Source organism: Tundrisphaera macrotermitis (genome assembly GCF_051175315.1).
Lineage (GTDB): Bacteria > Planctomycetota > Planctomycetia > Isosphaerales > Isosphaeraceae > Tundrisphaera.
In genome coordinates, this window is sequence record NZ_CP195100.1 from 2,682,060 (window position 1) to 2,694,515 (window position 12,456).

9 protein-coding genes are annotated in these 12,456 nt (G+C 69.9%); 1 reads left to right on the forward strand and 8 read right to left on the reverse strand.

Features of this window, described 5'->3' with window-relative positions:
• The first annotated feature begins 11 nt into the window (after positions 1–11).
• Positions 12–1,607, forward strand: coding sequence for a hypothetical protein (locus TA3x_RS10805; protein WP_435021052.1), 1,596 nt, complete (start codon positions 12–14; stop codon positions 1,605–1,607).
• A gap of 9 nt (positions 1,608–1,616) precedes the next feature.
• Here TA3x_RS10805 and TA3x_RS10810 read toward each other — a convergent pair whose 3' ends face one another.
• The 8 genes from TA3x_RS10810 to TA3x_RS10845 form a co-directional block, all read right to left on the reverse strand.
• Positions 1,617–2,432: a DUF1223 domain-containing protein gene (locus TA3x_RS10810; RefSeq protein ID WP_435021054.1), complete on the reverse strand. Its 816-nt coding sequence runs from the start codon at positions 2,430–2,432 to the stop codon at positions 1,617–1,619.
• An 84-nt stretch (positions 2,433–2,516) separates the two neighbouring features.
• Entirely contained in the window at positions 2,517–4,364 is a 1,848-nt protein-coding gene (locus tag TA3x_RS10815) for a CocE/NonD family hydrolase (protein WP_435021056.1), read from the reverse strand.
• 219 nt (positions 4,365–4,583) lie between these two features.
• Positions 4,584–5,810, reverse strand: coding sequence for a leucine-rich repeat domain-containing protein (locus tag TA3x_RS10820; RefSeq protein ID WP_435021058.1), 1,227 nt, complete (start codon positions 5,808–5,810; stop codon positions 4,584–4,586).
• Between the two features lie 91 nt (positions 5,811–5,901).
• Positions 5,902–7,122: a leucine-rich repeat domain-containing protein gene (locus TA3x_RS10825; protein WP_435021060.1), complete on the reverse strand. Its 1,221-nt coding sequence runs from the start codon at positions 7,120–7,122 to the stop codon at positions 5,902–5,904.
• 20 nt (positions 7,123–7,142) lie between these two features.
• On the reverse strand, positions 7,143–7,595 hold the full coding sequence (locus TA3x_RS10830) for a hypothetical protein (RefSeq protein WP_435021062.1): 453 nt from the start codon (positions 7,593–7,595) through the stop codon (positions 7,143–7,145).
• A gap of 35 nt (positions 7,596–7,630) precedes the next feature.
• The gene (locus tag TA3x_RS10835) at positions 7,631–8,677 is read right to left on the reverse strand and encodes a DUF1559 domain-containing protein (protein WP_435021064.1); all 1,047 of its coding nucleotides are present in this window, start codon (positions 8,675–8,677) and stop codon (positions 7,631–7,633) included.
• 154 nt (positions 8,678–8,831) lie between these two features.
• Positions 8,832–9,422 (reverse strand): NADPH-dependent FMN reductase, encoded by a 591-nt coding sequence (locus TA3x_RS10840; protein ID WP_435021066.1) that lies wholly within the window; start codon positions 9,420–9,422, stop codon positions 8,832–8,834.
• Positions 9,423–10,122: 700 nt separating this feature from the next.
• Positions 10,123–12,363: a bifunctional SulP family inorganic anion transporter/carbonic anhydrase gene (locus TA3x_RS10845; RefSeq protein ID WP_435021068.1), complete on the reverse strand. Its 2,241-nt coding sequence runs from the start codon at positions 12,361–12,363 to the stop codon at positions 10,123–10,125.
• Positions 12,364–12,456: the final 93 nt, after the last annotated feature.

Genomic DNA, 12,456 nt, shown 5'->3' on the forward strand with positions numbered 1-12,456 from the left:
GGCGCCGGCTCATGGCCGGCGATATCGGGCTCGACCCGACCTTCCACCCGCCCGACGGGAGGGTCTCCCTCGACTTCAACAACGCGGTCGCGGTCAGCCCCCTGCGGGTCCAGACCGATGGCCGCATCCTCTCGGTGGTGTCGATCGGCCGGCCGGGCGGGGGGACCGATTTCGGGATCGAGCGGCTCACTCCGGACGGCTTCCCGGACCCGACCTTCGGCACGCTCGGCCGCAGCACGATCTCGTTCGCCTCCGACCTGGTCACTCCCACGAACCTGGCCCTCCAGCCCGACGGCAAGATCGTCGTGGTCGGGACGGCCGACCTGGACTTCGCCGCCGTGCGATTCACCGCCGATGGCCAGCCCGACACCTCGTTCGGCGCGGGTGGCCGGGTCGTCATCCCGTACAACGCGGGCGGGCTGAACGTCGACGGGGCGCTCCAGGTGGCGGTCCAGGCCGACGGCCGGATCGTCGTGGCCGGCATCGTGCAGCGGACCTTCCCGATCCGGTTCTTCCCCGGCAACAACGACATCGGCCTGGCCCGGCTCAACGCCGACGGGTCCCTGGACGGGACGTTCGGCGTCGGCGGCAAGGTGACCTTCGGGTTCGGCGGCGTGACCTCCGAGCCGGCGGGCCTCGCCGTCGACCCCGATGGCCGGGTCATCGTCGTGGGCACGGGCCGGCCCGCCGTCGGCATCGACCCCGCCGACTTCCAGGTGGCCCGGCTCCGCGCCGACGGCTCGGTGGACTCCTCGTTCGGCTCGGGCGGCGTCGCGTCCGTCGATTTCGGGGCCTACGATCTGCCCAGCGGGGTCTCGGCGCTGCCCGATGGCCGGATCGTCGTCGGCGGGTCGACCCTCCTGAACTCCGGGGTCGCCCGGCCGGTCTTCGCCCGGCTGACGGCGGACGGCCGGCCGGATGCGACCTTCGACGGGGACGGCAAGGTTTACCTCCCGACCTTGCAGTCCTTCTACCCGGCCGAGATGACGGTCCAGCCGGACGGCCGGATCATCGCCCTCCTCGGCCTGTCCGGCCTCTTCTCCAACAGCATCGGCGCCGGCATCGTGGGGCTGGCCGCGGACGGCACGCCCGACCCGACCTACCTCCGGGCCAACGCCACGTTCGGCGATGACATCCCGATCGCCCGGTTCGCGATCCAGCCCTTCGGCGGGATCATCGTGCAGGGCAGTTCGCCGTTCCAGGCCGGTCGCAACGTCGTGGTGGCCCGGCTGGCCCCCACCCAGGCCCCGATCGGCGAACTCCTCGAACGGACACCGCCGCAGCTCGTGGCGGCCCAGGCCGTCTTCGCGGGCGGGCGCCGCAGGCTGACCGGCGTCACGCTCTCCTTCGACGAAGGGCTCGACCCCGCCACGGTCACGGCCGATCGGTTCCGCCTGGGCGTCGTGGTCCGCCGCTCCCGGGGCAAGGTCACGACCCGCCCGCTGCGGGTCGCGGCGGCCTCCTACGACGCGAACTCCGGGCTCGTCACGCTCCGGGCGGCCAACAAGGTGGCCATCCCCAGGGGCGCCCGGATCGTGATCCGGCCGGGGCTCGCCGACCTCGCCGGCAACGCCACCACGACGCAGATCGTCGCCTTCGTCCGTTGAATCGGCCGGTCAGGGCCGGGGCTTCCCCGGCGCGAGCCAGGGGAGGTCCACCGCCTGGTGGATCGCCCCGGTGCGCTTGTCCTGGGCGAACACCGCGAGGCGGAGGGCTTTGGCGTCCCACGACGGGTCGAGGGCGAAGGTGAATTCCTGGTCCTCGGGCTTCCGGCCCCGGAGCGTGAGGAAGTCATACTTCGTCTGGCGGGCCGGGTAGCGGGCGACCAGGGTCTTCCCCTTGTTCTCGCCCGAGGCGATGGCCGTGGCCACGCCGTCCTCGCGGAGCACGGCGCAGACGAGCAGGGGGGCGTTCTCCGCCTTCTCGGACCGCGCCGCGAGCTTGATCCGCACCGTGCCCGATCGGCCGTCGTCCTTGACGGCGAGGTCGGCCGACAGCGAGACGGCGGGTCGCTTCGCCCTGGCGGCGCGGATCGCGGCGCGGGCCGCCTCCGGGTCGCGGCCGTTGACCGATTGCTCGCCGTCGACCATCAGCATCGGCGTGTAGTAGAGGCCATACTCGGGCGGCTTGGGCTTGGTGTAGACCTGGTGATAGGTCATCTGCCGCCGGCTGTAGAGCGGGTCGGAGAAGACGTCCTTCCACGGGGCGTTGAAGTAGTCCACGTGGAAGGCGATCGGCACGATCCCGGGCTCGCGTTTGGCCAGCTCGCCGAGGATCTCCTCGGCCTTCGGGCACATGTCGCAGCCCTGCGAGGTGAACAGCTCCACCAAAACCAACCGCCTCGCCGGCGCCTCGGGCTCGGCCGCCGAGGCGGGCAGCGCCGCCAGGCAGGCCGCGATCATCCAATACCAGGGCCTTCCGTGCAGACTCATCGGCTGTCTCCGTCCTTTCGGGGAAGAACAGCCCATCAGACGCCGGCCGGGACCCGGACATTCACCGCGACTTCGAAACGACGCTCAGGAGGCCGGTTTGGTGACGACCGGGATCTCGACGTGCGACGGGTGTTGCCTCGACCGATGGATCCGGTGGGTGGCGGTGCGGAAGTCCTCGGCCCTGGCGTGGAAGATGTTGGGCACGAACGTCTGGGGGTTTCGGTCGATCAGGGGGAACCAGGTGCTCTGGACCTGAACCATGATCCGGTGCCCCTTGCGGAACGTGTAGTCCTGCGTATGAAGGCTAAAGGCGTACTCGCGGACCTCGCCCGGCGGGATCGGCTCGGGGCGGTCGAACCCCTTGAGGTAGCGGCCCCGGAAGACCTCGTTGGACACCATCAACTGGTAGCCCGCCAGGTCCGGGTCGTCGGGGTTCTTCTCCGGGTAGACGTCGATCAGCTTCACGACCCAGTCGGCGTCGCTGCCGGTGGTCGATGCGTGCAGGCGGGCCATGACCTCGCCGGCAATGCTGGTGTCGGCGTCGAGCGGGGGCGTCTCCCAGCTCAGGACGTCGGCGCGGTCGTCGACGAACCTCTGGTCCTCGACCAGCCACGCCGGCCACTTGGATCCGCCCTCGAAGTAGGTGGCCTGGATCGGCCGGTGTCGGTAGGGGACCGGGTGGGCAGGGTCGGACACGTAGGCGTCCGACCCGTCATCGACCATCGGCGGATCGAAGGATAATTTCTCGTCGGCCCCGAAATAGAGCCGGCGGGGCTCGGCCTCCTTCACCGGGGGCCAGGCGTCGTGCCTTCTCCAGCGGTTGGACCCGGCCTGGAAGGTCAGGGCCTCGGGCAGGTCGAGCGTCCCCTTGTCCTTGAGATAGTAGGCGAACCAGGGGGCCTGGACCTCGTCGCGGAAGTACTTGGCGGTCGCCCCGTCGAACGAGATCGGCCCGAGCTTATCCCCGGCCCCGCGCGACCATCCGCCGTGGTTCCAGGGGCCGACCACGAGGTGGTTGATCCCCTTCGCGTCGAACTTCTCCAGGGCCTCGTAGATCCGCAACGGGCCATAGAAATCCTCCTGGTCCCACCAGCCGGCCACGTTCAGGGTCGGCACCTTCACCGCCTTGATGTGGGGGATGAGGGTCTGGCGCTTCCAGAAGGCGTCGTAGTCGGGGTGGGCGACGTAGTCGTTCCAGGTGGGGATCTTGCCGTGGAGGTATTTGCCGTCGACGTTGGCGAGGGGGCCGAGGTCGAGATACCAGTCGAAGGTGTCGTGGCGGTCGAAGCTGAAGTGGTCGACGTTCTTGCCCGCCTCCATCATGGCGGCGTACTCGAAGCCGTAGCTGAGCCGGAACGCGCCGTTGTGGTGGAAGTCGTCGCCCAGCCACATGTCGGCCGGTGACGCCTGCGGCGAGATCGCCTTGAGCGCCGGGTGCGGCTCCAGCGCGGCCATGATGGTGGTCCAGCCGTCGTAGGAGATCCCCAGCATCCCGACCCGGCCGTTGTTGTCCGGGACGTTCCGTAGCATCCATTCGATGCTGTCGTAGGTGTCCGTCCCCTCGTCCAGCGCCTTGTCGTCCCCCTCGTCCCGGGCCGGGCGCTGCATCACGAAGGTGCCCTCGGAGCCGAACTTGCCGCGGATGTCCTGGAAGGCGAAGATGTAGCCTTCCTCGGCCAACGTCTTGTAGTACGCGGCGAAGGCCCGCTCGGCGTTGGCCACGCCGTAGGGCGTGCGCCTGAAAATGATCGGAAGGGCCTCGCGGCGATCCCTGGGGCGGAAGATCCGGGTGTGGAGCTTCACCCCGTCCCGCATCGGGATCTCGGCCTCGGTGATCGCGAAGGCGTCTTCGGGGGGCGGTGCGGCCCCGGCGGCCGACAGGGCCAGGAGGCCGAGGAGGAGGATCGCGGGCGTCTGACGCCGGATGTTCATGGGCTGATCGATCCCGCAGTCGTCGCGCGGGCGGCCCGGGGCCGTCCCTCCAGCGAGGGTGCGAGCAGGCTCCGACGCCGGGTCGGATCCGCCTCCGGGCGCGACGCCAGGTCGCGACAGGTCGGGGCGATCCTAACCGCGTCGGGGTGCCGCCACAACCGCCCGGCGGTCGAATATTGGGATGTGCATGCGATATTGGCGCCGATGCCTTTCGGTCGGTCAGCGGACGATCTGGGTCTGCGGGTGGGCGTTCATGAATGAGGCGGCCCCCTCGGCGGTCACGCCCGTGCCGTAGGCCCCTACCAGCGAGCACTGCGTGAGCGGGGCGAGCAACGGCAGCCCGGCATCGCTGACCCTGGTCTCGCCCAGGAACAGGCGTTGAAGGCTGGCCATCGCGGCGAGATGCGGCAACCCGGCGTCGCCGATCGCCGTGCCTTCGAGGTTCAAATCGGCGATCCGCGTCAGCCCGGCGATCCGGGCCAATCCATCGTCCGTGATCTTTGTTTGCTTGAGGTTGAGGTTCATCAAGCGTGGCAACTTCCCAATCGTGGTCAGGCACGCGTCGGTGATCGCGGTCTCGGCCAATTCCAGCGTCAGCAATCCGGCAACCCTGGTGATCGGGGCGAGGCCGGCGTCGGTCACTGCGGTCCTTGAAAGGTAGATGTTGTAGAGGGCGGGTAGGGTCGGCAGCTTTTCCAACCCGGCGACCCCCGTTCCGGTCATGTTGATGGATTCCAGCCGGACCCATCCCCGTAGGTGGACGAACCCTTCGCCGGTGACCTTCGGCGCGTCGGTGATGCCAAACCGCTCCATGCTGGTCAGGCCGCGGACGTGCACCAGGCCGGCATCGGTGAGGCTCTCGCCGGAGATGGAAAGCTTTCTCATCTGCCGGAGGCCCGCCAGGTGGGCCAGGTCGGCGTCGGCGAGCGGTACTCCGACCAGGTCCAGGAGCTGGAGCTCGTGCAGCCCGGCGAGGTGCCGGAGGCTCGATCCTGTCGCCACCGTGCCGGGCAACGCGAGCGATCGGAGCCGCCGCAGTCCGGTCAGTTGGGCCAGCCCGGCATCGGTCACGCCCTTGCACCCGTCGAGGTTGACGGATTCGAGGCCGCCGAGGCGGGCGACGTGGGACATCGCCGCGTCGTCCAACTTCCCCCGGCCCTGGACCGCGACGACCTGATCGGAGAAATCGAGGCCGATGATCCGAACGATCCCGATCGGCAGGAACTTGACGGCCCGGGAGTTGGATGGACGGGCGGCGGGCCAGTCGCGTGCCCGGATCACACTGCCCCCCGCGGCCTCGATGGCGGCGATGGCCTCCGCCTGCTCGCGGTCGCGTCGGGCCGACCATCGCCAGGCCAGCCCCGCCCCGACGAGGAGGATCGACGCCATCAGCGCGAGGGCGATCCGGCTGCGTGAGGCCCACGGGCTTGTTGCCGGCTCGGTCATCGATCGGGGCTCCTCGGCGGGGATCATCCCAGGTCGCCGGATTGTTGCCCGGCCCGGCGGCGGCATCAAGGGAGGGACGCCCCGCGATCGGTCAGTGGAAGATCTGCATCTTCGGGGGCAGGCCGTTCCCGGGCGAGGCGACCCCGACCGCCGTCACGCCCGTGCCGATGGCCGTCACATGCCAGCAGCTCGCGAGCGGGGCCAGGAGGGGCAGGCCGGCGTCGGTGATCCGGGTGTTGTTCAGGCAGAGCGACTGGAGCCTGGACATCGACCCCAGGTGCACCAGGCCGGCGTCGGTGATCGCCGTGCGGTCCAGGTGGAGGCTCTCGATGCGGGCGAGCCCGGCGAGGTGCGCCAGCCCGGCATCCGTGATCGCCGTGCCGGTCAGCGCGAGCCTTTTCAGACGGGACAGCTTCCCGATCGCGGGCAACGAGGCATCGGCGATCGGGGCCTCGATCAGCCAGAGATCTTCCAACTCGGGGTAGGCCACAATGGGCGCCAGCCCCGCGTCGTCGATCGGGGATCCCGACAGGCCGAGGGACCGGAGCGCGGGCAGGGGCGGCAGCTTCTCCAGCCCGGACACCCGCGACCCGTTCAGATTCAGCGTGTGCAGGCGGTCCCATCCCCGCAGGTGGACCAGCGCCTCGCCGGTGATCTGCGAGGCATCGACGACGTAGAGATCTTGCATGCCCTTCAGTCGTCGGAGGTGGGCCAGGCCGGCGTCGGAGACCCGCTTGCCCGACATCATGAGCGTTTCCAGCGAGCCGACCCCCGCCAGGTGGGCCAGGTCGGCGTCGGCGACCGGCACGTCCAGCAGGCACAAGGAGCGGAGTTCGCCCGGGCCCGCCAGATGCCGCAGCCCGGGTCCCTTGACGCCGGTGCGCGCGAGGTTGAGCGACCGGAGGCGGGGGAGCCCGCCCAGATGGGCCAGCCCGGCATCGGTCACCTCCGTGCAACCGCTCAGGTCGAGGGATTCGAGGCTGTCGAGCCGGCCGATCTTCTCCAGCGCCGCGTCGTCCAGGCGGCCCTTGCCGACGATCTCGACGATATCGCCGGGGAAATCCAGGCCGACGAGCCGGCCGAGGTCGGCCATCAGCGATGTGATGGCCCAGGGGGCGGGGCCGGACGGCCGGTCCCGCGCGTGGATGGCCTGGCCGACGCCCGCGATGGCGGCGAGGGCCTCCGCCTGCACTCGGTCGCGCCGGGCCGCCCTCTGCCAGGCCAGGGCCGCCCCGGCGAGGAGGACCGACGCCATCAGCGCCATGGCGATCCGGGCACGCGACACCCGCCCGTTCCGTCCCGGATCGGCCATCGATGGTCGCCCTTCGGGGGTCACTTGAGGTCGAAGGCGAGCGGGGGATTGTCGCCCGGCTTGACGGTCACCTTCAGGGGGGTGGTGCCCTGGTTGGCGTATTTGGCCAGGGCGGGTTCGACCCGTTTCGGGGGGACCGGGCCATCAAGCTCCTCGGACCCGGGGCCGAGGGGCGGGCGGATCATCACGACGTAGTCGCCGGCCGGGACGCCGTCGCCGGGATCGTAGGTGCTCAACGAGAACTTGCCCTGGTCGTCCGCCTCGACGACGCGGTCCGCCAGGGCGGGGTCGTCGTTCAGCTGATCGACCGGGACGGCGGTCGGGTGGAACTGGACGGAAACCCCGGCCAGGGGCTTGCCGTCGCGGGTCACGGTCCCCGAGACGGGGTAGACCGCGACACGGGGCTCGCCCCCGCCGCAACCCGGGGCCGCGAGGGCCGCCAGGAGGGCGAGGGCGGAGAGGGACCGGGCCATGTGGGGGACTCCTCCGGATGGCGGTTCGATGCGGATCAATACTGGTCGGCGGAGACGACCTCGCCCATGCTCCGGGTGAGCAGGCGGATGTAGATCCGCATCGGCAGCGTTTCCTTGATGAACCGGACCGAGCCGTCGCCCATCAGGTAGTTGGCCCCGCCGGGGTGGAAGCTGTAGTCCTCGTTGCCGTTGTAGACGTTGGTGAAATACGGCCCCGGAGTGACCGTCCCGTTGGCGGAATAGCCGTGGGTGGTATAGCCGGTGTCGTAGTCCGCCCAGCCGCCCGCCGATTCCTGGGAGAACTTGGCCGGGGGCGGGGCCATCCTCCCGCGGCGGAACACGTTGGGCCGGCCGGCGGACTCGTTCATCATGAGCGTGTTGCTCAGGCCGTCGGTCACGTCGGCGATGTAGGTGACGTTGTTGGGCTCGCTGCCGGTCACGTTGCGGAGCATCGAGTACTGGGCGGTGTCCTTGAGGTCGACCATCCCGGTGTTGGCCAGTTCCTGGGTGATGCCATTGTTGACCGCATAGTCGGTCACCGCGGCGTGGATGCCGTACCAGGGGCCGCCGGTCTGCACCGTGTCGCCTTCGGTGTCGGTGTCGTCGAAGTCGTGGAACTTGTTGCCGTTGGCCGATGACGGGCAGAGCAGGGTGTTGATCACCGTGCCGATGGCCGTCGAGTTCAGCTTGCTGCGGAAGTCGCTCTTGATGTTGTAGCTGTTGTAGAGGGGCGTCTGCTCCATGTACGGCAGGATGTGCGTGAAGACGTAGCTGGACGCCCGCTGGCCGCTGGGAAGGATCTGGCTGCCGTTGTCCCGGACGTTGATGCCCATCGGCTGGACGAACCCGGTGCCCCGGATGCCCGACGGCGGGAAGAACTTGTTGACGCTCTCGAAGTTGTGCAGCCCCAGGCCGATCTGCTTGAGGTTGTTGGTGCACTGGGAGCGGCGGGCGGCCTCGCGCGCCGCCTGCACGGCGGGCAGCAGCAGGGCGATCAGCACGGCGATGATCGCGATCACCACCAGCAATTCGATCAACGTGAAGGCGCGACGGCGCCCGGCCGGATGATGCGAGCGAGACATCGGGATGGATCTCATGGGCGATGGAAAGGGCGATCACGAATCATCGGATCGATCGCTGTTGCGATGAGAACCATCCTGCCAAATCTTTGTGTGGATTCCATCAAGATTTCGCGAGGATTCCGATTTTTCGGGGCCGCCGCCCCGCCATCCGTCGCTAGTACGGCACGCCCCCCTTGCGGGCCTCCTTCATGGCGTTGGCGTACCATTCCAGCTCGCCGAGGAACTTGCCCGACCGCTTGCGCCAGGCGTCGGCGTCGTGCGGGCGGCCCTGCTCGTCGAACGCGTCCTGGACCTTGGGGATGGGCAGCAACGACGGGATGCTCGGCGTCCCCAGCTCGCAGAGCATGGCCCGCAGCTGCATCGCCGCCCGGACCCCGCCGAATCCCCCGGCCGAGTAGCAGGCGATGGCCGATGGCTTCCAGAAGTACTCCTCCAGGAAGTGGCAAAGCAGGTTGGACAGCGCCGGGGGGATGCTGTGGTTGTATTCCCCCGAGACGATGAGGAACCCGTCGGCCCCCCGGATCTGCCCGGCCAGCCGCTCCAGGGCCGCGGGGGCCTCGCCGGCCGGGTACTCCTTGTACATCCGGTCGAGCATCGGCAGTTGCAGCTCGGCCGGGTCGATCAGGGTGGCCCGGTGGCCCCGCCCCGCGCAGGCGTCGACCAGGAACCGGGCCGCCCTGATGCCCTGGCGGTCGCGCCGCACGGAGCCGTAGATCACCAGCAGGTCGAGCGGCGTCGTCGTCATCGCGTCCTCCCCCTCGGTCTCGAAGTACGCCGCCGGCCCGGCCCGGCCCCGGTCCCGCCGGGGAAATCGGGCCGGGGCGGAAAACCTATGATAAAGGTCGCGCGATCTCGCGATACTGTCCGGTGGACGATTCCGCCGGAGGGCCCCGGACGCCGCCGCAACCCGAGGTCTTCCCGGCATGGTCGCAACCCGGCCCGGACTCGCATCGACTCGCGCCCGCACCGCCCCCGGCCCGACCGCCCGCCGCCGGTCGATGGCGGCGCGCCCCGGCGTGCCGGCCCCGGACCCGATCGGGCCGCGGGCCGAGCCCCGATCGACGACGCAGGTGCGTGCCACCCCGGGGGCGGAACGAACCCAGTCCGGGCCCGACCCCGGTCGCCGAAACGAACCCAACCGGGCGGCGGCGCCGCCTCCCCGATCGAACCCCACCCGGACGCGGGACGGCTCGCCGGGGCGACCTCAATCGGGCGGCGTCGCCGTTGCCGAAACGAAGCCAGGCGGAGGCCGGATCGGGCGGGAAAAACGAACCCAATCCCTGCCGGCGGCCGATCCGGGCGGGACGCCTCCTCGTCGCCCCTCCCGGAGTTGGGTTTGTGGGTTTATCTGTCTGTTGGTAAAGGGTTTGCGTTGGCGGGCGGCCGGCGCGGCCCCGGCCGCCGAAACGAACCCAATGGCCGGTGTCCGGCCGCGAACGATGGGGTCAGGCCTGGCCCTCGACCGTGAGGTACTCGATGTCCCCGCTGCTGACGTCGTAGAGGGCGCCGACGATGGCGATCTTGCCCTCCTGGACCAGCCTGGCGATGGTCCCGCTCTGCTGGAGCATGACGGAGACCGATCGGACCACGTTGCGGCGTGCCACGTCGTCGACGTAGGCCTTCTGCTCGGCCTCGGTCATCCGGTCGAAGTCCTTGGCGGAGTCGTCGGCCATCGCCTTCTGGATCTCGGTGACGACCGGTTCCAGGTGATCGCAGCCGGTGGCCTCGGCGATGGACCGGGTCTCGTGGATCAGCTTCACGGCGCCGGTCACGGCCCCGCAGCGGGTGTGTCCCATGAGCACGATCAGCTTGGCGCCGGCCACGGCCACGCCGTACTCGACGCTGCCCAGGATCTTGCGGCTGGTGACGTTGCCCGCGACCCGGACCACGAAGATGTCGCCCACGCCGAGGTCGAAGATCAGCTCGGCCGGGGATCGGGAATCCATGCAGCTCAGGACGATGGCCAGGGGATGCTGGCCGGCGGCCGTGGCCAGCACCTGGCGGCCGAGGTTGCGGGTCAGGCGGCGGCCGGTGCGGAACCGCTCGTGGCCGTCCTTGAGGATCTTGAGCACCTTGGCCGGGGTCAGAGCCGCCTGGATCTCGCGGGTCGAGTAGTCGACGTACTGGGTCCGATCCTCCATCTTGTACTTCTCGCGGAACCCGACCAGGCTGACCTCGACGCCGCGGGCCGGCGCGGTCTGCTCGCTGAAATCGCGGATCAGCTGGAGCACGTCGGGGTCGATGTAGTCGGTCGAGGTCGCGTCCAGCAGGAGGTGGCCGCCGCGCGGCATCTCGTCGAAGGCGCGGACCAGGGCGCCCCGGTTCAGGAAGCTGACCTGGTCGGCCAGCTGGATCCGGACGACCTCGCCGCCGAGGTGCCCCTCGATGATCTTCCGCATCGGGCGGCGGACGCTGCTGCGGAGGATGTAGCCGATGCTCACGGCCAGGCCGATCAGGATGCCGCCCATGATGTCGAACAGGACGCTCGCCGCGACCGTGACGACGAACGGGATGAACTGCTCGGGGCCTTCTTTCCGGATCCGCCCGACCCGGGCGTGACCGATCAGGCTGACGCCGGTGGCCAGCAGGATCGCCGCCAGGCTGGACATCGGGATCAGGTCCAGGAACCGGGGCAGGAGCACCATGCTGACCAGCAGCAGGACGCCCTGGAAGATCGTGGCGAGCCGGGTCTTGGCCCCGGCGGTGATGTTGACCGAGCTGCGGGCGATGACCAGCGTGATCGGGATGCCTCCGAGCAGGCCGCAGGCCACGTTGCCGGCCCCCTGGGCCAGCAGCTCGCGGTTCCGGGGCGACGCCCGGCGTTCCGGGTCGATCCGGTCGTGGGCCTCCAGGTTCAGCAGGGCCTCCAGCGAGGCCACCGCCGCGATCGTCAACGCCGAGACGTAGACGGCCGGGCTGGCCCAATGCGAGAAGTCGGGATGGTGGAGATGGTGGGCATAGCCGAGGATCGTCTCCGACACCGGCAGGTTCACCCGGCGGGCGGCATCGATGGCCCAGGCGCCTCCGATCTGATTCAACAGCTGAGAGATCCCGGTGCCGGCGAGCACCGCGACCACGGGGGCCGGGATCCCGGTGCGCTTCAGCGGGGGCCACAGGGACCACGCCGCCATGAGCGTCAGGGACACGACCCCGACCAGCGCGGCCCCCGGATGGATGCCCACGAAGGTCTCCTGGATCCGGGTCAGGATCGGGGCCTTGTTCGTCTCGAGCAGCACGCCGCTCCACTCGGGGTCGAGGACATGCCCCAGGACGTGCGGGAATTGCTGGATGATCAGCAGCACGCCGATCGCCGTCACGATCCCCCGGACCACCCCGGTCGGGATGAACGAGGCCAGCGCGCCCGCCCGGGCCAGGCCCAGGGCGATCTGGATCAGCCCCGCCACGACCACGGCCATCAGGAACACCCGGAACGAGCCGAGCGAGAGGATCTGGGCGGCCACCACGGTCGACAGCCCGGCGGCGGGGCCGGAGACGGCGGTGGCCGTCCCGCTGAGCATCCCCACCAGGATCCCGCCGATGATCCCGGTGATCACCCCCGACAGCAGCGGCGCCTCCGAGGCCAGCGACATCCCCAGGCAGAGCGGCAGGGCCACCAGGAAGACGACCAGGCCGGCCTTCAGGTCCTTGAAGATGGTCGCGGGCGGGTGTCCGGCGATCGATGACATGGCTGGATCGTGCCTTTTCCTGGCCCGGACCCGAGGCATGGCGGGCCGCCCCGAGGAGCCCTGGCCGTCCTGAGTCCGATACCATTAGGTGAA